This window comes from Roseibium sp. Sym1, assembly GCF_027359675.1.
GTDB lineage: Bacteria > Pseudomonadota > Alphaproteobacteria > Rhizobiales > Stappiaceae > Roseibium.
Genome location: NZ_CP114786.1, coordinates 4,344,236 through 4,363,265, shown reverse-complemented (window position 1 = coordinate 4,363,265; position 19,030 = coordinate 4,344,236). Strand labels below are relative to the sequence as shown.

General features: G+C 61.8%; 21 protein-coding genes. 8 read left to right on the top strand and 13 right to left on the bottom strand.

Going from position 1 to position 19,030, the window contains the following annotated elements:
• Positions 1–13: 13 nt before the first annotated feature.
• Positions 14–712, bottom strand: a complete 699-nt coding sequence (locus O6760_RS19845; RefSeq protein WP_269581436.1) for a peptidoglycan-binding domain-containing protein — start codon at positions 710–712, stop codon at positions 14–16.
• A gap of 73 nt (positions 713–785) precedes the next feature.
• Complete coding sequence (locus tag O6760_RS19840; RefSeq protein WP_269581435.1) at positions 786–2,408, bottom strand: hypothetical protein; 1,623 nt, start codon at positions 2,406–2,408, stop codon at positions 786–788.
• A 163-nt stretch (positions 2,409–2,571) separates the two neighbouring features.
• Here O6760_RS19840 and O6760_RS19835 point away from each other — a divergent pair, with 163 nt between their 5' ends.
• A complete protein-coding gene (locus O6760_RS19835) occupies positions 2,572–3,249 on the top strand; it encodes a DUF5330 domain-containing protein (protein ID WP_269581434.1) in 678 nt (225 codons plus the stop codon).
• Between the two features lie 302 nt (positions 3,250–3,551).
• Positions 3,552–3,983: a SufE family protein gene (locus tag O6760_RS19830; RefSeq protein ID WP_269581433.1), complete on the top strand. Its 432-nt coding sequence runs from the start codon at positions 3,552–3,554 to the stop codon at positions 3,981–3,983.
• A gap of 173 nt (positions 3,984–4,156) precedes the next feature.
• Here O6760_RS19830 and O6760_RS19825 read toward each other — a convergent pair whose 3' ends face one another.
• From O6760_RS19825 to O6760_RS19790, 8 genes are all read right to left on the bottom strand, one after another.
• Positions 4,157–4,573 carry a MucR family transcriptional regulator gene (locus O6760_RS19825; protein WP_269581432.1) on the bottom strand — a complete coding sequence of 139 codons (417 nt, stop codon included), beginning with the start codon at positions 4,571–4,573 and terminating at the stop codon, positions 4,157–4,159.
• A gap of 317 nt (positions 4,574–4,890) precedes the next feature.
• Positions 4,891–5,235, bottom strand: coding sequence for a monovalent cation/H(+) antiporter subunit G (gene mnhG, locus O6760_RS19820; RefSeq protein ID WP_269581431.1), 345 nt, complete (start codon positions 5,233–5,235; stop codon positions 4,891–4,893).
• Entirely contained in the window at positions 5,232–5,588 is a 357-nt protein-coding gene (locus tag O6760_RS19815) for a cation:proton antiporter (RefSeq protein ID WP_269581430.1), read from the bottom strand. Before O6760_RS19815 ends, mnhG begins: the two co-directional genes overlap by 4 nt.
• Complete coding sequence (locus O6760_RS19810; RefSeq protein ID WP_269581429.1) at positions 5,585–6,061, bottom strand: Na+/H+ antiporter subunit E; 477 nt, start codon at positions 6,059–6,061, stop codon at positions 5,585–5,587. Before O6760_RS19810 ends, O6760_RS19815 begins: the two co-directional genes overlap by 4 nt.
• Complete coding sequence (locus O6760_RS19805; protein ID WP_269581428.1) at positions 6,058–7,647, bottom strand: Na+/H+ antiporter subunit D; 1,590 nt, start codon at positions 7,645–7,647, stop codon at positions 6,058–6,060. Before O6760_RS19805 ends, O6760_RS19810 begins: the two co-directional genes overlap by 4 nt.
• A gap of 5 nt (positions 7,648–7,652) precedes the next feature.
• Positions 7,653–8,030, bottom strand: coding sequence for a Na+/H+ antiporter subunit C (locus tag O6760_RS19800; protein ID WP_269581427.1), 378 nt, complete (start codon positions 8,028–8,030; stop codon positions 7,653–7,655).
• The gene (locus tag O6760_RS19795) at positions 8,030–8,449 is read right to left on the bottom strand and encodes a Na+/H+ antiporter subunit B (protein WP_269581426.1); all 420 of its coding nucleotides are present in this window, start codon (positions 8,447–8,449) and stop codon (positions 8,030–8,032) included. The genes O6760_RS19800 and O6760_RS19795 overlap by 1 nt, the downstream gene beginning before the upstream one ends.
• Positions 8,449–10,836, bottom strand: coding sequence for a putative monovalent cation/H+ antiporter subunit A (locus O6760_RS19790; protein WP_269581425.1), 2,388 nt, complete (start codon positions 10,834–10,836; stop codon positions 8,449–8,451). Before O6760_RS19790 ends, O6760_RS19795 begins: the two co-directional genes overlap by 1 nt.
• Before the next feature lie 414 nt (positions 10,837–11,250).
• Here O6760_RS19790 and O6760_RS19785 point away from each other — a divergent pair, with 414 nt between their 5' ends.
• From O6760_RS19785 to O6760_RS19775, 3 genes are all read left to right on the top strand, one after another.
• Entirely contained in the window at positions 11,251–12,228 is a 978-nt protein-coding gene (locus O6760_RS19785; protein ID WP_269581424.1) for a GGDEF domain-containing protein, read from the top strand.
• A gap of 261 nt (positions 12,229–12,489) precedes the next feature.
• Entirely contained in the window at positions 12,490–12,939 is a 450-nt protein-coding gene (msrB, locus tag O6760_RS19780) for a peptide-methionine (R)-S-oxide reductase MsrB (protein WP_269581423.1), read from the top strand.
• A 193-nt stretch (positions 12,940–13,132) separates the two neighbouring features.
• Positions 13,133–13,858 carry a substrate-binding periplasmic protein gene (locus O6760_RS19775; RefSeq protein ID WP_269581422.1) on the top strand — a complete coding sequence of 242 codons (726 nt, stop codon included), beginning with the start codon at positions 13,133–13,135 and terminating at the stop codon, positions 13,856–13,858.
• A gap of 8 nt (positions 13,859–13,866) precedes the next feature.
• Here O6760_RS19775 and O6760_RS19770 read toward each other — a convergent pair whose 3' ends face one another.
• Positions 13,867–14,259 carry an MAPEG family protein gene (locus O6760_RS19770; RefSeq protein WP_269581421.1) on the bottom strand — a complete coding sequence of 131 codons (393 nt, stop codon included), beginning with the start codon at positions 14,257–14,259 and terminating at the stop codon, positions 13,867–13,869.
• A gap of 101 nt (positions 14,260–14,360) precedes the next feature.
• Between O6760_RS19770 and O6760_RS19765 the strand changes: the two genes are divergently transcribed.
• Positions 14,361–15,164: a helix-turn-helix domain-containing protein gene (locus O6760_RS19765; protein WP_269581420.1), complete on the top strand. Its 804-nt coding sequence runs from the start codon at positions 14,361–14,363 to the stop codon at positions 15,162–15,164.
• Between the two features lie 6 nt (positions 15,165–15,170).
• Here O6760_RS19765 and O6760_RS19760 read toward each other — a convergent pair whose 3' ends face one another.
• Positions 15,171–15,611: a winged helix-turn-helix transcriptional regulator gene (locus tag O6760_RS19760; RefSeq protein WP_269581419.1), complete on the bottom strand. Its 441-nt coding sequence runs from the start codon at positions 15,609–15,611 to the stop codon at positions 15,171–15,173.
• Between the two features lie 138 nt (positions 15,612–15,749).
• On the opposite strand from O6760_RS19760, the gene O6760_RS19755 reads away from it, so the two are divergent.
• The gene (locus tag O6760_RS19755) at positions 15,750–16,616 is read left to right on the top strand and encodes an SDR family oxidoreductase (RefSeq protein ID WP_269581418.1); all 867 of its coding nucleotides are present in this window, start codon (positions 15,750–15,752) and stop codon (positions 16,614–16,616) included.
• Positions 16,617–16,757: 141 nt separating this feature from the next.
• A complete protein-coding gene (locus O6760_RS19750; RefSeq protein ID WP_269586317.1) occupies positions 16,758–17,999 on the top strand; it encodes an MFS transporter in 1,242 nt (413 codons plus the stop codon).
• On the opposite strand, the gene O6760_RS19745 is transcribed toward O6760_RS19750, so the two are convergent.
• On the bottom strand, positions 17,956–18,963 hold the full coding sequence (locus O6760_RS19745) for a FecCD family ABC transporter permease (RefSeq protein ID WP_269586316.1): 1,008 nt from the start codon (positions 18,961–18,963) through the stop codon (positions 17,956–17,958). The genes O6760_RS19750 and O6760_RS19745 overlap by 44 nt on opposite strands.
• Positions 18,964–19,030 lie beyond the last annotated feature (67 nt).

Here is a 19,030-nt window from a genome sequence, read left to right as displayed (position 1 = left end):
CGCCCTCCGGCAACTATCCCGACAGCTTCCGGCCGCTGACCATTTCCAGGCGCTCGATCACCTTCGGCCCCGGTTCACCGGTCATGGGCAGGCCACGGTCGAATTCGAAGCGCCTGATGGCGGCGTTGGTGTTCGCCCCCATGAGGCCATCGGCCTTGAGCGGCCCGTACCCGAGTTCGGACAATGCCTTTTGAATTTTCATCAGTTTCGGATCGGCATCGACCCCGGCAACCGCATCGCTATCGGTGACACGGTTGCTTGTGCCTGCAAAACCCGGCTTTGCCCGTGGCACCGGCATGTGGCCCTCCGCGGGCGCGTCCCCCTGCAAGAGCACCAGGGCGAGCAGCGCTTCGCTGGCCTCGCCAGTCTCCACCTGGCCCGAGCGCCGTTCGAAGGAGCGGATCGCGCGTTCCGTTGCCGGACCGTTGAGCCCGTCCAGAGGGCCTTCATAAAGACCTATCTTGCGCAAGGAAATCTGCAGATCGAGCACGAGGGTCGAGATTTCCTGAACCTTCAGTCCCGGATTGCGCCCGTCAGGTTCGGGAACCTGCAAGGCATCGGATCTGTCCCTGGTCGCAAACAGCGGTGCCGGATGACGGCCCGGCTGCAAACCGACCGCATTGGCAACGATCAGGCAGGCAGTCAGCCCCATGACGACCGTGCCGCCGGCTGCAACCGGATTGTCGAGCGCAACATGTCCCGCTTTCGACATGAAGCTTTCCGGGTGCTTCGCCGCCTGGGTCTTTGACTTCTTCGCGTTTTTTCCCGCTTTTGCCATGCCGCCCCTATGCCGATTTTGCCAGCGGCCTGGCAGCCGGTTTGCCGGCGCCGAGGGGCAAGTGAACAACCACGCAGTCTCCCGCACCCTTCATGGAACGTACCGACAGGCTGCCGCCGGTCTGCACCAGCAGCTTGGAGGCACTGTCGAACACCAATTCGGACCCGTCGACGCACCATGGCATGCCGGACGGCCTGTTCCTGACTGTCAGCAGGCAATCGAGACCGGTGGCGGAAATTTCCGTCGATACGGTCAAGAGAGCGCCTTCCCCGCACGTTTCGATCATGTCCGCCAACAGAAAATAGAGGGCCTGGCGCACACATTTGGGCCTGGCTGCAACCATTGGCAGGTCGGCCCCCGCCGCGAGATCCAGCATCACGCCCCGTCGTGCAGCAACTGGCGCAAGCAGGTCGCGGCACTGTTCAAGGCTGGCGGTAATGTCGCTCATGCCGGGATCGCGGGCATCGAGAGGTTCCCGTTCCGTGTCAGCCGCGCTTTCGAACGCCATCCTACCGGTCGGCAACGACTCGCCCAGCGGAGACGCAGCTGAAACAGGCACAGGGTCCGTTTGGCGACCGTGATGCTTCCGGTCCGCAATTGCCTCCTCGGGCTCCGGGTCGGAAAATTCCACCAGGCTCCTCGACAGTCTTCCGGCAGGGAATTCGCCATCGGCCGGTGTCCGGGTTTCCGGCACGTCCCGGACGTCCGCACTCAAGGTGAGCAGCAAGGAGTGTTCCGGTTCCGTCGCCAGCGACCCCGCAAGTCCGGTTGGCCGCAATGTCAGAGCCAGGTCGATATAGTCGGCCTGCCCGATTTCCCCAGGCTGAGATGCGCCCACCCTAAATCGAACCGTCAGGCTTCTGGTGTCTCCGCTGTGACGGGCGCTGGACAAGCATGTCAGGTAAAGCGGCCTGTCGGCGACGTGCAATCGGGGAAACAGCCAGTCCTCGCCATCGGCGATCGGAAGGGGGCCGATCAGTTTCGTGATGGGCCCGGCCAGAATCCTGATCGCACCGTCGGCGGAAAGTTCGCAAACCACATCGGACATGCCCTGCCCAACCCTCTGCAGCGTCTCCTGCGATCGCCGCTCCACGCGCAGCGCCAGCAAACGGTCGAGCGTCAGCCTGAAACAGAGGACACCGGTATAGAGCAGAGCGCCCAGGGTCGCATAGAACGGCACGTTTGCGTCCGGCACGGCGATCTGCGTCGCCGGCAGCGGCATCAGGGCAATGCCGGCGAGCAACGCACCACACAAGAGGGTCAGCAGGACAGGCGTCCGGCGGTCGGTCGAAAAGGCCGTTTCCATCAACGGAACAAGCAGCCACACCAGCGCAAACGATCCGGTGCCGCCCGTCAGCAGGCAAATGCCGGCCACCAGACAGGCAAACAGGCCGGAAGACAGCCCGATCACCCTGTTTAACCCTCCCGAACGGGAGAGGAACAGCGCAAGCGGCCACTGGCTCACCATCCACGTCAGCACCAGAAGAACCGCGGCATGCGGCGGCCCTGCAAGCGCGAGATGCAACGGCAGGACAATCAGCGCGGCCGCGCCGCTTGCGAAGCTGCTGATCAGAAAGGACCGGTGCAACGGCGCCAAAAACGGGTCTGAAGCCGCGGCAGGATGAATCATCCCGTCGACCCGGACCACCCAATGCCTGAACATATTTCCAATGAATTTCAGAAGGTTACGCACTCTACTCTACCACACAACAGCGACAATCACCGCCGCTCGCACCCCTTGTGCGGGTATTGTCCGCCGGAGCACTTAAGGAACGATAAAGGATGAATTGGGAATGCGCTTTTTTTTCCGAAATCCTCGCGATTTCAACACGTTGCCCCGAAATCGTTCAAATTTGATTCAATTTTTCAGAAAATTCCCCTTAAATGCCTGTTTTATTTTACGAAAATTGGACTTTCCCGCTCAACCGGGCATTCTCATGTCACTGCTATGGTGCCCTCATAACAAGCGTGCCGGTGGCAAGAAGGCATGCAACGACAGAACTGACACTATGGGTAGCGACATGTTCTTTCTCCTGAGAACCGCCTTCTGGCTCACCTTGGTTCTGGTCCTGATCCCTTTGGGATTCGAACAGGACGATGAACCTTCGGTGGAAACAGTCGATCCGGTTTCTGCCTTCCTGGCCGCGCAGGCCACCGTTTCGGATCTTGGTGGGTTTTGTGGACGCAATCCGCAAGCCTGCGAGACCGGCGGCGACGCGTTGGCGGCAATCGGCAGCCGTGCCCGCGACGGCGCACGCATCGTCTACGAGTTTCTCGACACACAGATCGCCGACAATGCCGAATCCGAACCCTTGCTGACCGGATCCACCGGAACCGCCACTGCAGGTCACCCGATCCAGAAGCTGGCCGGACGCACCGACTGGCAACCGGACTTGAACACCGTCTCCCCAGTGGAGACAGATTTTGGGCCGGTGCCACGGCCCAAACCACGCTCAGGTCAGAAGACCTGAGCAGACAGGCCGTTGAAGACCCTATGACCTCCTGGGTCCGATAACGGCCGATTGCGCCCCGCTGTTGCGGTGCCATCTGTGGCACCGCAAAGACGGCTTCACTTCAGCGGTTCGTTCCGCTGCGCCGCAGATGGATAGCTGCCCATTTCATCTGCGGCGTATTTTTGTGTCCGTCGCCCGCAGATTTTCGTCCGGTTTTCACAATTCGGCCAGGCCGCGAGACGGGATCGCCGTCATCATCGTTTGCACTTGCGCCCATGCAGGCTATATGAAGGCGCAAACGACCTGCAAAGACCGGTGCCATGACAACCAGCCTGGACGAAATCCTTGAGACGTTTGATTTTCTCGACGACTGGGAAGACCGCTACAAATACCTGATCGACCTCGGCAAGGAATTGCCGGATCTCTCAGAGAACGAAAAGACCGACGCCAACAAGGTGCGCGGCTGCGTGTCTCAGGTCTGGCTGATCACCTCCGTGGACAGGAATGCCGACGGTGCGCCGGTTCTGACCTTCAAAGGCGACAGCGACGCCCTGATCGTCCAGGGCCTCGTGGCGATCGTGACCGCGCTGTTCAGCGGAAAACCGGCGCGCGAGATTCTGGAAACGGATGTCGAGGCGATCTTTTCCCAACTTGGCCTGCAGGATCACCTGACGCCGCAACGCTCCAACGGGTTGCGCTCCATGGTGGGCCGTATCCGTTCGGACGCGCAGCAGGCCCTGGAAGCCGCCTGACCGGCGCCGCTTCGCGTCCAGCGCGCGCCTCCTCCCCGACGATGAACTTAACGACGGGGTAATGCGCCGTTGGCGCAAGGTGTGCAGTTCGCGCAGTTCCGGCTTCCCGACAACAAAAAAGGGAGCTGCTCAATGAGCAGCTCCCTGTATTCCGGTACACGAAATCGCGATCCTTACTTGGACCGTTTGCGCTGCTGGCCAAGACCCATTTTCTTGGCAAGTTCGGAGCGGGCAGCGGCGTAGTTCGGCGCAACCATCGGATAGTCCGCGCCCAGGTCCCACTTTTCCCGGTACTCTTCCGGGGTCATGTTGTAATGGGTACGCAGATGGCGCTTCAGCGACTTGAACTTCTTGCCGTCTTCGAGACAGATGATGTAATCCGGCATCACGGATTTCTTGACGGGAACGGCCGGCTTCAGCGGCTCCGGCTCCGGCTCGCTGGAAGCATTGGCGGTCTTCTGCAGCGCGCCGTACACTTCGTTGATCAAGTCTGGCAGATCTGTTGACGCAACCGTGTTGTTGCTCACATAGGCCGACACGATGTCTGCGGTAAGATCAATCAGATTTGCATCAACCGGACTGTCAGTCATATTTCACCCGTTCTCTACTGAATTCAATTTATCTGCGGTGTTTACCTGCAAACTATCGGGGGCGTAGCCGGTTCTGGAAATTCCGTTACTTGCGAACCCGTAAATCAAAAACGATTCTACTTCGCAGGAAATCGTCACAGCCTTATATAACCGCACTTCAGAAACGACAACCCCGAAATTCAAATAAAAATTGCGTATACGCAATAAAAATCAAATTCTATAAATATTGACTGTATCTTGTGCACCCGCTTAGACAATGGACGGATAGTATTGCCCGGGCTCCTGACTATTCAGCCGCAGACAGGCCTCTTCCGGCCTCAGCCCTTGGGACGGACTGTTTCTGCAAGGGCATCCACCTTGGTATCGGCGCACGGGCGATAACCGGCCGCATAAGCAGCTTTCGCCAACAAATGGGCCGAAATTGGGGCAGTCAGGAGGAAGAAGACCACTCCGGCGATGGCGCGCGTGACCACGGCCAGGTCGCTGGCGTGAACCGCAAGCGCCAGCAACATGACACCGGACCCGAGCGTGCCGGCCTTCGAGGCGGCATGCATGCGCATGTAGACGTCCTTCAAACGGATGAGGCCGACCGACGCCACCAGGGCAAACGAAGCTCCCACCACCAGCATGACGCCGGTGACAATTTCAACAATCGCGGTCATTGACCTGCCTCCCGGCGTTTGATGCTCTCCTCGACCTCGTCCATGATGGACTTGTCCCCGGCCTGGCCGCGGTTGAGAACGAAGCGCGCAAAGGCGACCGTTGCCAGAAATCCGACCAGCCCGAGCGTGATGGCGATATCGATGTAGAGGTAGTAGCCCGTGGACACGCCGATGGCGGCGATGAATCCGATGCCGACGGCCACCAGCATGTCGAGGGCAACCACCCGGTCGGGCAGGCTCGGCCCCTTCACGGTCCTGAAGACGATGACAAAGAAGGAAACGGTCAGGAGACCCAGGGCGATATGGACGCTGACTTCGAGAAAGCCGGAGGCGAATGTTTCGAAGGGGCTCATCTGAACACCTCCAGGATCTTCCGCTCGAACCCGTTCTTGATGTCATCGATCGTGGCCTGCGGGTCGGGAACATCTATGCAGTGCACATAAAGTGTCTTCCTGTCTTCGGAGACATCCACCGACAGCGTGCCCGGCGTGAGCGTGATCAGGTTGGCCAGCATGGTGATCTCGAAATCCCGGTCGACGGTCAGCGGAAAGGCAATGATGCCCGGCTGCAGCTTGATCTCCCGCCGCAGCACGATCATGGCAACGCGCCAGGCGGACAGAACCAGTTCATAGACGAAAAGAAGCGCCAGACTGAACCCCTTGACGACGCGCTGGGTATAGGCCGCCGTCCCCACCTGTTCGCGGATCAGGTAAAGGCCGCCGAAGCCGAGCAGAAAACCGAAGGCCAGATTGACCTCGGAGAAACTCCCGGTGACCGCAGCCCAGGCAAGCATCAGAAGGATATTGATGAGAAAGAGACTGGTCATCCCTCGCCTCCAAAGACCGAGCGCAGATAGCCGAGCGGCTCGATGACGCCACTTGCCCCCCGCGTTGACAATTCAAGCATCCACTCCGGCTGAAGGCCGAAATAGACGACGAGCGCGGTCAGGATACCAAGCGGCAGCCAGACCGCGCCACCGGACAATTGCACCGAATTGCCGGTCGAAACCGTGACGGACTGGCCATCCGGCGTGCCTTCGGGTCCACCGCGCCAGAAGGCAAAGATCCAGACCCGCCCTATCGCGAGGGTTGTCAGGAACCCGCTGACCAGGATGGCGGCGGCCAGCCAGGGACGGCCGTCCTGAAAGGACGCGTCCACAAGAACCACCTTCGGCCAGAAGCCGGAAAAAGGCGGCAGGCCCGAAACGGCAAAGCCCAGCACAAGAAAGACACCGGCAAACGCCGCGCTCTTTTGATAGAGCCCCCCGAGTTTCCTCAGCTCGTAGGACCCGCCCATCATGTCCATGATGCCCGCGGCCATGTAGAGCGCGGTCATGACGATGATGGAATGGACCGCGTAGAAGATCGCACCGGAAACGGCCAGCGTGGAGCCGACGGCGACACCCGCAAGCATCGCTCCGATCCCTGCGATCACAAGATAGCCGAGCAGGCGGCGGACCTCGCTCTGGGCGAGAGCGCCAAGGGCACCGGTCATCAAGGTGACGATGGCGACCAGGGCGATGACGTCTGCCATGTAGTCGCGCGAGGCAGGCAGGATCAGCACCATGACCCGGATCAGCGCGTAGACACCGACCTTGGTCAGCAGGCCGGCAAACACCGCGGACACCACGATATTCGGCGTGTGATAGGAGGCCGGCAGCCAGAAATTGACCGGGAACGCTGCCGCCTTCATGGCAAAGGCCAGGAAATACAGTGCCGCCACCGTGGCCAGCGTGCCGGAGGCCGGATTGTCCAGCGCGGCCACCTTCTGGGCGAGGTCGGCCATGTTGAGCGTGCCGAAGATCCCGTAAAGCAGACCTGTCGCGATCAGGAACAGGTTGGTGCCGATCAGGTTCAGCACCCCGTATTTGACCGCCCCGTCCAGCTGGATCCGGTCGTTGCCGAGCACCAGCAGGCCGTAGGAGGAGATCAGCAGCACTTCGAACCAGACATAGAGGTTGAAGATGTCACCGGTGATGAAGGCGCCGCAGACACCGGTCATCAAGAGAAGCAGGAACGGATAGAATCCGTAGCGGCGGCCTGTGCTGCTCACCGTTGCGGCCCCGAAGATCCCCGCGCACAGCGCAACGACCGACCCGATCAGCGACAGGGTCGCACCAAGCGCATCCACCGTGAAGGCAATGCCGAAGGGCGGCAGCCAGCTGCCCATGACCATGGTGATCACACCCTGGTCGAGAACGCGGACGAGCAGTCCGAGATTGGCCAGCACCAGAAGCGCCAGGAACCCGATCCCGAGCCTGGGCTGTAGATCCGTGTTCTTGCGCAGCATGAGGCACAAGGACCCGCCCAGGATGGTGATGAGCGTCGGTGCCACCACCAGCCAGTCACCGGCCGGAACCGCGCCAATGATCATGGCCTGGGATAGATCGACGGAAACGGAAGAACCGGCCATTAAACTTAGTACCCTTGCGGCGGAGTTTGGTCGTTTTCGGGTTCGGCGATGCGCATTTCATTGACTTCGTCGGTTCCCAGCTCCTGATAGGCCCGGAAAGCGAGGACCAGCAGGAAGGCAAAGAACGAGAAGGAAATGACGATGGCGGTCAGCACCAGCGCCTGGGGCAGCGGGTTGGCCGTGGCAACTTCCGGCGTATAGAGATGTTCCGGGATGAGCGGCGGCACTTCGCGCGTCAGCCGCCCGTTCGTGAAGATGAGCATGTTCACGGCATTGCCCAGGATGGCGATGCCGAGAAGCATCCGCACCAGCTGCTTCGAAAGCATCAGGTAGACGGCGACCGTAAAGAACAGGCCGATCAGGATGACGACGCCGGTTTCCATCAGTCGGCCTCCCTTTCTTCCAGCGCGAGGGCAATCGAACCGATCGCCCCGACCACAACCAGGTAGACCCCGATATCGAAGATCAGCGGCGTGGACAGCGGGATTTCAACGCCGAACAGCTTCACGTACCACCATTGACTGGTCATGAAAGGCTGCCCCTTGAAAAACGAGACGATGCCCGCCAGCGCACCGATGAAGAGACCGAAACCGGCGATGCCCATCGGGTGAAACACGATCGCGCGGCGCACGGAGGCAACGCCGCAGGCGACACCGAAGATCGCCAGCGCCGAGGCGGCGATCAGCCCGCCGATGAAGCCTCCCCCCGGATCGTTGTGACCGCGCAGCAGCACGAAGATCGAGAACAGGACCATGAGCGCGGACAGGTAGGGCGCGATGGTGCGGAAGATGATCGTGCGCATCAGCGTGCCTCCGCCTGCTGGGCCTTGAGCGCATCCTGCTCCGAGGCCTCTGCCGTCTTGTCGGGTTTGGTACGCACGCGGATCAGTGCGAGGACACACAGGCCCGCCAGCACGACCACGGTAATTTCGCCGAGCGTATCAATGCCGCGGAAGTCCACCAGGATCACGTTGACGATATTGCGGCCGTGGGCGATGGACCTGCTGAACTCGGTGAAGAAATCCGACAGGCGGCTGTCGAAAGGCTGCTGGGTGATCGCCAGCAGGGTCAGGGACAGTCCCAGGCCGACAGCGGCCGCGACGAGCCCTGTCGCGAGGGCGGCGGACAACGGACGATGGTCGCTCGGCGACAGGTTCAGGCGCGTCATCACGAGAGCCAGAATGACGACCGACAGAGTCTCGACCATGAACTGCGTGAAGGACAGGTCCGGTGCGCCGAACATCATGAAGATCAGCGCAACCGCAAACCCCTGGATGCCGAGCGAAACAATCGCCGTCAGGCGCGTCTTGGCAACCAGCACCGCGATCAGGCCCAGAACGGCGATCAGCAGGATGCCCCATTCATAGAAACGGTATTCCGGCATTTTCGGCATCGCCGGGAAACTGTTTGTGAGATAGCCCGGCAAGAGGACCGCGAGGCCGGTGAACAGGAAGATCAAAACCATGTAGGTCTGCATCTTGCCGTTCTGCAGCACCCGGGTCACCCGGCTGGAAAGGGAGACAGTGCCGGCAACGAACTGGTCGAATCCCTTGTCGGGGCCCCAGCCGATCACCTCCAGCACGGAGGCAATGATCGCACGCAGGCGGTCGATCTGCGTGAACAGGACGATACCGAGCCCGATGGTAACCAGCGACAGGATCAGCGGAGCATTGATCTTGGTCGGCCAGAGATGAAGTTCGACCGACTTCGGCTCGCCCATCAGCGACGACAGGGTCGGGCCGACAAAAAGCTCACCGGTGGTATGGGCGATCAACGCCAGCCCGAGGCCCAGAACGGACAGGACAACAGGCCCCGCAAAAAGAAGCACCGGCCCCTCATGCGCATGTTTCGGCGTCCCCACCTTCGGCCCCAGGAAGGGCTTGATGGCAACGGCGGCGGCGATCACCAGCATCAGGGCATTGCCGACCACCGCGGTGACGGTGATCGGACCGCCCCAGAACTCCAGCCAGCCGGAGGTACCGTAATAGAGCACTTCCTTGGCGATGAACCCGATGAAGGGAGGCAGTCCGGCCATGGACAGTGCCGCCAGGCATGCGGCCGCGAAAGTGATCGGCATGGCCGAGCGCAGCCCGCCCAGCTTGGTAATATCGCGGGTACCGGCCTCGTGATCGATGGTGCCGGCGACCATGAACAGCGCCCCCTTGAACAGGGAGTGTGCCAGCAGGTAGAGCACCGCCCCTTCCAGGGCCTTCTCGTGGCTGGTGCCGGTCAGCATCACCAGGAGACCGAGTGAGGCCACGGTCGTATAGGCCAGCATCAGCTTCAGGTCGGTCTGGCGCACGGCCAGGATCGTGCCTACCAGCAGCGTCAGGCCGCCGAAGATCGGCAGGACCGTGGTCCATTCCGGCGTCCCGCCCAGCAACGGCTGCATGCGCATCAGCATGTAGACGCCGGCTTTGACCATGGTCGCCGAATGCAGATAGGCCGACACGGGTGTCGGCGCTTCCATCGCATTGGGCAGCCAGAAATGGAACGGGAACTGCGCCGACTTCGTAAAGGCGCCGCCGAGGACAAGCAGGAAGATCGGCAGGTAGAGACCCGTGTCCTTGATAATGTCCGGCGAGCCGAGCAGAACCGACATCTCGATCTCGCCCGTCGCCGCGATGATCAGGATGAAGCCCGCCAGCAGCGCAAGGCCGCCGCCCCCGGTCACCACCAGCGCCTGGAGGGCCGCCCGGCGGGACGCCGCGCGCAGATGATCGAACCCGATCAGCAGGAACGAGGTGACGGATGTCAGTTCCCAGAAGATGAACAGGGAGATCAGGTTGTTGCCGAGCACCAGTCCGAGCATCGCGCCCATGAACATGAACAGGAACGAGAAGAACCGGCCCTGCTGGGGATGGCCCTTCAGATAGCCGCCCGCATACAGGATGATGAAGGTTCCGATGCCGGAGATCAGCAGCGCGAACAGCGTCGACAGGCCATCCACATAGACCGAGAAATTCACGCCGTAACTCGGCGCCCAGGCCTTGCTGGCGACAAAGCTTTCCCCTTGCGAGACCGGTTCGACGAACCCGGTGAAATGGAGGAAAATCAGGGCCGGAACGATTGCCAGCGGCCAGGCCGCATTGTGCTTGAACCAACGGGTCAGGAACGGCGCCACAGCTGCCGCGGCAAAGGGGGCGAGCACTGCATAAAGTGTGGTGTCGTCGATCATTGCTGGCGTCATGCGGCTCTTTCGTCACAGTTCACAATGGTACGGCGGGCACCGATTTCATCGAATCAGCGCTGGTCTGCCGGATAATAGCGTTCCGGCAGGGTTATGACATGTCTTAGGCAGTTGATTTTGCCTCTTCAAGCGCGGGCCGGTCGATTTTCGGACTTTTCGCGCGGGCCCCTTAAGCAGTTTGGACAGTGCCTGAAGCCGGGTTCGCCAAAATCGGTCCACCATGACCGCCAGCGGCTGCTTTCACCGATGTATCGCAGCAAATTGTCTCCGGGTTTCGGCCTGTTCAGGCTGTTCGTGGAAACTGATCAATCCCCGATTTGCCGGTGACCGCGCTTGCCACTTGATTTCGCAGCGTGAATACCGTTCAGTTTCATATTACCATGCGTTGCAATCTGAAATCTGTGCGAGGCTGAGATGGTGCTGGAGAGCAACAGGAAATCCCCGTCGGGCCAGGGACCGCTCCACCCGTCCAGCATCGATTTCGAAACGCTTGTCAACCTGAGCGGCGAAGCCGTCGTGCTGTTGTCGCTGAAGGGGGATCTTGCTTTCCTGTCCCCGGCGGCGGAACGGCTGTTCGGCTGGGACGCCTACAAATTTGCCGACCACCTCAGCGACCTTGTCTATATCGGCGCGACGAATGCCGACGCCGAACTGCTGCACAGGATTCTTGCCGGCACCGGCGACCCGGATGCCCCCCTGCCGCATGCCGACCTGCAGCTTCGGTCCGCGCTCGGCGCACTGGTCTGGGCCGAGGTCACCGCCCACTTGCTGAGAGACCCGTCCGGCAATCCCTACGCCTTTGCCGTCTATTTCCGCAGCATTGAAAAGCGCAAGGAACTGGAAGGCTTGCTGGAGGCAGCCACGCTGACCGACCCGCTGACAGGTCTTTACAACCGGCGCGCCTTCGAGGACAGCCTGCGTCGGGAATGGGCAATTGCATTGCGCGAGAGAACCCACACGAGCCTGATCAAGGTCTCTCTCGACCGCTTCGAGGCCCTGGCCGATCACTTCGGTCCGAGCGCGGCGGAAGACTGCCTCAACAAGGTCGCCACGACCCTGAAGGAAACGGCGCGCCGGCCGGCGGACATCGCGGCCCGGACCGCAACATCGGAATTCTCGCTGCTGTTGCCGCGCACGCATGAAATGGGCGCGGAAACCATCAGCGCCTATATCCACCTCGCCATTCAGGATCTCGGCATTCCCAATCCCGAGAACACGGCGGGCAACGGCATCGTCACCGCATCGGTCGGCGCCGCCTGCGCAGTGGCGGAACAGACCGGCGTCGCCGAAAGTTCCGAAGTCATCCTGGCCGCCGCCGAGAATTGCGTTTTCCAGGCCCGGCAGGAAGGCGGCAACCGGGTCAAGACCGTGATGAATTCCCTGTCGCGATAATCCCGTCCGCCCCGGGATACCGGGTTAGGCTTTGGTGACAAATCAACGATTGGCAGCGCCGCCCGAAAGTGCGCTGCACTTCCTTGCGCTTTCCGCCTGTTCGGCAACGATCCTGCCCCCAACGATGCCGGCCGTGAATTTGTCACTTCAGCCAAGTCATTTCATTTGAAATTGCTTTGACGCACACGTTATCGGGAGGATCTTGCCGCCATTCCGCTCCTTGCCTATGTCTTACGAAAAGAGCAATAAAGGAATGTGCAGATGAGCAACGACACCGCGCAAAAGACAGGTTGGGTACCGCAAGTGAAAAAGACCACCGCTGAGTGGATGGAACAGCTGACACCGGAGCAGTTTTACGTAACCCGCCAATCCGGAACGGAAAGGCCGTTCACGGGCCCCTACTGGGACAATTCGCTGATCGGCCGCTATGACTGCGTGTGCTGCGCCGCGCCGCTGTTCATGTCGGACACGAAATTCGACTCCGGCTGCGGCTGGCCGAGTTTCTTTGAAAGCATCCACCCGGAGGCCATTCGTGAACTGGATGACCATTCCCATGGCATGATGCGCACCGAAATCCGCTGCAACAGCTGCGACGCCCATCTGGGGCATGTCTTTCCCGACGGCCCGAAGCCGACCGGGCAGCGTTATTGCATGAACGGCCACGCCATGAATTTTGTTCATGGCGGACGCAAACCGGCGGACAAGAAATGACCGTTGAAACGAGCATCGATTACTGAGAGGGGCCGGAGCGTGGACGGCCCGTTGACGCTCCCGGCCCCATACACCAAGCAAAAACACCTCGGCGCCCAAGACTTTTAGACTTCAGTTACGAACCCTTGGCATAATTCGCGATAGTACTAAATGGCGATCCGGGGGGAAGCACTTGTCTTTATTACAGAGGCTCTTGAATACGGACATTCGTGCCCTGGCACTTGGCATCGGTCTTTTTTGCGGCGCAACCCTGCAGGCGGAAGCCGCGAAACTCACGGCCTTCACCGGCTACCTGCCACCCCTCTCCATCAACGAAAGCCACAAGGGCATCGCGGTGGAGCTGATGGAACTGGTCGCCGAAGAAGCCGGCCTGGAAATCGACATCCATTTCGCGCCCTGGAAACGTGCCCAGCTTCTTGCGGAAAACACCCCCGGCTCCCTGCTGTTCACCGCCGCCTATTCCAAGGCCCGCAGCAAGAAGTTTCAGTATATCGCTCCGCTCGTCTACACGGAGAGTGCCTTCGTGACCCTCGACCAGCCGCTGGACACGTTCGAGAAGGCAATTGCGACAGGCAAGGTCATCGGTGTGCATCTCGGCAGCCAGCGCAGCCGGATCCTGCATCGTTTCGGGGTCCGGAATGTCGAGGAGATCACCTCCGCCGAGCAGATGAGCACAATGCTGCGCACCGGCCGGATCGACGCCTGGTACACGATGTCGATCCGGGCAAGCTACGTTTACCGGCAACAGGGATTCGATCCGGGGGAACTCGTGATCGGCGCGCCGGTCACCCACGGCACCCAGTGGCTTGCCGCCAACAAGGACCTCGATCCCGAGATCCGGGCCCGACTGGCTGCAGCCGTGTCCAGGGTCTGGCGCGATCCGCGCTACTGGCAGATCGTCGACCAGTATTCACGATAAAGGCTGCGTCACGCCGCTCCGACAAACAGCGCCCAGGCCATCAGCACGTTGCCGAACAGGGCGACGGTATAGGCAATCGACCGGGGTCCGGGAATTCCGCTCAGATAGAAAGGCACATAGGCGAGCCGCCCGAAGAAGAAGACCTGCGCACCGGTCACCGCGAGCGCCATGTCGGTTCCCGGAACGACAAAGGCAAGCACCGCGGGCACCAGAAAAAAGGGCAGGTTTTCCTTCATGTTGACGAGTGCCTTGTCCGCCCGGCCGGCATATCTGCCCTTTTCAGGCAGGACGTCTCGTCCGCCGGCGTGTTGCCACAGGCTCTCGGACGGCAGATACAGCGCGGCGCTCAGATAGATCTGTGCCAGGTAGAGAACAAGTACGGCCAGGATCCACGTCGTCATCGGTTGCTCCAGTCTTCGTGTGTTGCGCGAGATCGAAGCGGAGCCTAAGACTTTCCGGAGCCCCGGCAATTCCCTTGCGGGGAATAAGGAAGAGAGCCCGCATGAGTGAGCAGCGTCCCGCCTTCGGCATGACCCTGAAAGCGCTGCGTCACGAGCGCGGGCTGTCCCAGGCCGATCTGGCCGCGAAACTAGGCTCCACGCAGCGCCATGTCTCCTTCCTCGAGACAGGCCGGGCCTCGCCCAGCCGCTACATGATCCAGCGGATCGAACGTGAACTCGCCCTTCCGGTCGGCCGCAGCCAGGTGCTTTACGAGACGGCCGGCTTTGCCAGTCCCTACAAGTGCCGCGCTGAGGATTCACCCGACGTTGTCGAGGCGCTCGATCTCATCGAAAAGCGGTTGCTCGCCCATTGGCCGTTTCCGGCCTACGTCCTCGACAAACGCTGGACCATCCTGCGTCAGAATGCGCCCGGAAAACTGTTTCTGTCCGGATTCACGGACACGGGCAACCAGCCCCCGAACCTGTTCCGGATCTTCCTCTCATCCGCCTTCCGGGAACGTATCCTGAACTGGCGGGAAGCCGCCCCGATCTTTGCCGCCCGGCTCTATCGGGAAGCCGCAGAGGATCCTGAACTGGCGGATCTGTTGGAAGAGGCGCGGGCTGGAGGCCTGCTCGACGGTCTCGAAGAGACCTTTCGCGAAGACGTCCCCGTTTTCGTCCCCGTTGAGGTGATGGCACCTGACGGCAGCCGGTTGCGGATCACATCCCTGCTCGGCCAGCTGGCCTCCGTCCAGGATGCGGTGATCGAGGGCATGACCATTGAACTGATGGTGCCGATGGACGAAAGCTCGGAAACCTGCCTGCTCGCGGCGGGCGCCCTTTCACAGCTCAACGCCGCGGAATAGGCCGGTTCAGGCCACCGGCGCGGTGGTCTCGGGCGCCCTTTCCCTCTGCACGGCAAGGATCCGGCCGATATTGACCTCGATCCAGTCGGCGAAGTCACGCACCTTGACCGCCACTTCCCGGCCGATCGGTGTCAGGCTGTAGTCGACATGGGGCGGCACTACGGGATGTGAATGGCGGTTGACGAAACCGTCCGCCTCAAGCGTCTGCAGCGTCTGCGCCAGCATCTTCTCACTGACCCCGCCAACCTTGCGCCGGAGCTCGGAAAAGCGGTGTTCGCGTTCCAGAAGCGCAATCAGCACCAGGACACCCCAGCGGCTGGTCAGGTGTTTCAGCACCTCCCGTGACGGACAGTTGCGGTTGAAGAGCTCCCCCCGGCGCACGATCTCGGACAACGGCTTGCTGCTGTCCGGTGCAGATCCGGGCGATGTTTCGGGGGCGTCCGCCATCAAGTTTTCCTGCCTTGTGCCTGCGAGATCGAAAAATCTCAAAACTAACCTTTTTGTACGTACTAACAAAAAGTAAGCACCTCGTCTACATGGCAATTGTCGCATCGAAAACCGAACACCAGCCCAAGGAGAAACACGATGATCGCAGTCACGGGGGCCAACGGCCAGCTGGGCCGACTTGTCCTGAAACACCTGGTAAAACAGACCTCCCAACCAGTCCGTGCCCTTGTCCGTTCACCGGAAAAGGCACAGGACCTTGCCTCTGCCCGGGTCTCGGTCGTCAAGGGGGACTATGACGATCCGGCAAGCCTGTCCACCGCCCTTCAAGGTGTCGACCGGCTGCTGATGATTTCCGGATCCGAAGTCGGCAAGCGCGTACCGCAGCATGCGGCGGTCATCGAGGCGGCAAAGGCAGCCGGGGTCCGCTTCATTGCCTATACCAGTCTTCTGAACGTGCCGAAGTCGAGCCTGATCCTTGCCCAGGAACATGTAGCCACCGAAACGCTGCTGGCGGAAAGCGGCATTGCCCATGCGGTGCTGCGCAACGGCTGGTACGTGGAGAATTTCGCCGGAACGGTCGCAGCGGCCCTTGCCCATGGCGCTGTCGTCGGCGCTGCTGGAGACGGAAGGTTCTCCGCGGCCGGACGCGAAGATTATGCCGAAGCCGCGGCCCGGGTGATCGCGGGAGACGACCTGTCCACGCGCGCTCTCGAACTGGGCGGGCGACCGGCCTTCACCCTTGCGGACCTGGCCGTGGAAATCTCCCGCCAGAGCGGACGGGAGATCCCGTTCACCAATCTGCCCGAGGAAACTTATGCCGGGATCCTGGTCCAGGCCGGCCTTCCGGACGGCTTTGCAAAGGCGCTTGCCGATGCGGACAGGGGCGCGGCTGCCGGTGAACTTGAAACGGTTTCCACCGCCCTGGAGGACCTGACCGGGCATCCGACGCGGACCTTGCGCGACTTCGTGACGGAAGTCCTGGCCCAGCAGGGCGAACAGGCCTGATCGGACTTGCATCACACCGGAAGTCCTCCGGGACTTCCGGTCCATTCATTTCAAAAACTGTTCATTGGCTTCAAGGATATTTGTTGGTTCCGGCTTGCCGGACCTGATAGGCAGGAACGGAATATTTCCGGAAAGCCGATGATGACTGTTGCCACCGCGCCCGATCCTTACGTCCAGGACGGCCCCTATGCCTGGTTCCGCCTGGCGATCTCGATCCTGCTGAGCACGCTTGGCGGGGCGGGCATGTGGGCGGTTGTCGTGGTGCTGCCGGCTGTCCAGTCGGATTTCGGCATCGACCGGGCCGACGCGTCCCTGCCCTACACGGCGACCATGCTCGGTTTTGCCGCCGGCAACTACCTGCTCGGCCGGGTCGTCGACCGCTTCGGCATCGTGCCGCCAGTGATCGGCTCCGCCATTGCACTCGGCGCCGGCTTTTCACTCGCGGCCATGGCGCGGGATATCTGGCTGTTCTCCCTGGCCCAGGGCGTTCTGGTCGGCCTTGGCACGGCGGCGACCTTCGGGCCGCTGATCGCCGACGTCTCTCACTGGTTCGTCAAGCGCCGCGGCCTTGCCGTTGCCTGTGCCGCCTGCGGCAACTACCTGGCCGGCGTGCTCTGGCCGACCTTCATCCAGTGGAGCCTTGCAACAACCGACTGGCGCGAGACCTACCTGATGATCGGGGTGATCTGCCTCGTGACCATGGTGCCGCTCGCCCTGATCCTGCGCCGCCCGCCTCCGGAAACCGCCTTTGCCGCCGCGCCCGGCGCCCGGTCCTTCGGTGATCAGACCACCGGGCTTCGGCCGGGAAGCCTACAATGGCTCCTGGTGCTGGCCGGTATCGGCTGCTGTGTGGCCATGTCGATGCCGCAGGTCCATATCGTTGCCTATTGCGTCGACCTCGGTTTCGGCGTCGCGCCCGGCGCGGACATGCTTGCCCTGATGACGGGAGCCGGCGTGATCAGCCGCCTCGCCTCGGGCTTCGTCGCCGACAAGATCGGCGGCGTGAAGACCCTCCTGATCGGCTCGGTCCTGCAATGTGCCGCGCTGTTTCTCTATATCCCGTTCAACGGCCTGGCCTCGCTCTACCTGGTCTCGCTGATCTTCGGCCTCTCCCAGGGCGGCATCGTGCCGAGCTACGCGGTGATCGTGCGCGAATACCTGCCCGCCAGGGAAGCCGGCCAGCGGGTCGGCCTGGTGATCATGTCGACCATCCTCGGCATGGCCCTTGGCGGCTGGCTGTCCGGCTGGATCTACGATCTCACCGGCTCCTACTCGATGGCCTTCCTGAACGGCATCGCCTGGAACCTTGTGAACATGACGATCATGGTGTTCATCCTGCTCAGCGGCCGTCCGCGCCGGCCTTCGACCGCAGCAGCGCAATGAAGAACACGCCGCCGATCAGGCCGGTGACGATGCCGATCGGCATGTCCTCCGGCGCCATCAGCGTGCGTGCGAGAATATCGGCCCAGATCAGGAAGATTGCCCCGAGCAGCGCGGAGACAGGCAGCACGCGCGTGTAGCTGCCTCCCGTGAGGCCTCGGGCGATATGCGGGATCATCAGGCCGACAAACCCGATGATCCCGGAAAAGGCGACCATCACGCCCGTGATCAGCGCACCAGCGACAAACACGGTCAGGCGGAACCGGGCGACCGGAATTCCGAGGGTGGCCGCGGTTTCGTCACCGATGGTCATGGCGTTCAGGTCCGCGGCCCTCAGCAGCAGATACGGCGTGACGAGCAACAGAATTCCAAGCGGAAACAGGAGGTGGCTCCACTTCGCCAGGCCAAGGCCGCCCAGCATCCAGAACACCACCGTATGTGTGGCCCGTGGATCGCCCAGGAAGATCAGGATGTTGGCAACTGCCATGATCACGAAGGACACCGCGACACCGGCCAGAACCAGCTTGTCCGCGCTTGCCGCCGAGGCAAAACGCGTCACGCCAAGCACGATCAGCGTTGCGGCCAATGCGCCGGCAAAGGCCATCAGCGGCACGGTCAACAGACCCAGAAAGAGGCCGGTATGCAGCAACGCCAGAATGGCGCCGGCCGCCCCGCCCGACGAAATCCCGAGGAGATGCGGATCCGCGAGCGGATTGCGCGTAACCGCCTGAAGCGCCGCGCCCACCAGGGCCAGCCCGGCGCCGACGAGACCGGCCAGCAACACCCGCGGCAGGCGGATGTCCCAGACGATCGCCTCGCGCCCCGCCGACCAGTCCGCATCGGCCAGTCCGGGCCAGACCTTGTTGGCAACGACCCCGAACACGGTGCCGGACGGCACGGAGACCGCGCCGACGGACACGCCCACCACCACCGACACGGCGAGCGCGACAAGCCCGCCCGATATCATCAGCGCAATTGCGGGTCTTGCCGCGGACCGGCGCTCCCGACCCGTCCGGGCCGGTTCCGGAACGGGA

Bases quoted from the DNA above. Each gene is read 5' to 3' on its own strand.
- O6760_RS19845 (WP_269581436.1), bottom strand. From the start codon at position 712: ATGTCGAAAGCGGGACATGTTGCGCTCGACAATCCGGTTGCAGCCGGC.
- O6760_RS19840 (WP_269581435.1), bottom strand. From the start codon at position 2,408: ATGATTCATCCTGCCGCGGCTTCAGACCCGTTTTTGGCGCCGTTGCAC.
- O6760_RS19835 (WP_269581434.1), top strand. From the start codon at position 2,572: ATGCGCTTTTTTTTCCGAAATCCTCGCGATTTCAACACGTTGCCCCGA.
- O6760_RS19830 (WP_269581433.1), top strand. From the start codon at position 3,552: ATGACAACCAGCCTGGACGAAATCCTTGAGACGTTTGATTTTCTCGAC.
- O6760_RS19825 (WP_269581432.1), bottom strand. From the start codon at position 4,573: ATGACTGACAGTCCGGTTGATGCAAATCTGATTGATCTTACCGCAGAC.
- mnhG (WP_269581431.1), bottom strand. From the start codon at position 5,235: ATGACCGCGATTGTTGAAATTGTCACCGGCGTCATGCTGGTGGTGGGA.
- O6760_RS19815 (WP_269581430.1), bottom strand. From the start codon at position 5,588: ATGAGCCCCTTCGAAACATTCGCCTCCGGCTTTCTCGAAGTCAGCGTC.
- O6760_RS19810 (WP_269581429.1), bottom strand. From the start codon at position 6,061: ATGACCAGTCTCTTTCTCATCAATATCCTTCTGATGCTTGCCTGGGCT.
- O6760_RS19805 (WP_269581428.1), bottom strand. From the start codon at position 7,647: ATGGCCGGTTCTTCCGTTTCCGTCGATCTATCCCAGGCCATGATCATT.
- O6760_RS19800 (WP_269581427.1), bottom strand. From the start codon at position 8,030: ATGGAAACCGGCGTCGTCATCCTGATCGGCCTGTTCTTTACGGTCGCC.
- O6760_RS19795 (WP_269581426.1), bottom strand. From the start codon at position 8,449: ATGCGCACGATCATCTTCCGCACCATCGCGCCCTACCTGTCCGCGCTC.
- O6760_RS19790 (WP_269581425.1), bottom strand. From the start codon at position 10,836: ATGACGCCAGCAATGATCGACGACACCACACTTTATGCAGTGCTCGCC.
- O6760_RS19785 (WP_269581424.1), top strand. From the start codon at position 11,251: ATGGTGCTGGAGAGCAACAGGAAATCCCCGTCGGGCCAGGGACCGCTC.
- msrB (WP_269581423.1), top strand. From the start codon at position 12,490: ATGAGCAACGACACCGCGCAAAAGACAGGTTGGGTACCGCAAGTGAAA.
- O6760_RS19770 (WP_269581421.1), bottom strand. From the start codon at position 14,259: ATGACGACGTGGATCCTGGCCGTACTTGTTCTCTACCTGGCACAGATC.
- O6760_RS19765 (WP_269581420.1), top strand. From the start codon at position 14,361: ATGAGTGAGCAGCGTCCCGCCTTCGGCATGACCCTGAAAGCGCTGCGT.
- O6760_RS19760 (WP_269581419.1), bottom strand. From the start codon at position 15,611: ATGGCGGACGCCCCCGAAACATCGCCCGGATCTGCACCGGACAGCAGC.
- O6760_RS19755 (WP_269581418.1), top strand. From the start codon at position 15,750: ATGATCGCAGTCACGGGGGCCAACGGCCAGCTGGGCCGACTTGTCCTG.
- O6760_RS19750 (WP_269586317.1), top strand. From the start codon at position 16,758: ATGACTGTTGCCACCGCGCCCGATCCTTACGTCCAGGACGGCCCCTAT.
- O6760_RS19745 (WP_269586316.1), bottom strand. From the start codon at position 18,963: ATGATATCGGGCGGGCTTGTCGCGCTCGCCGTGTCGGTGGTGGTGGGC.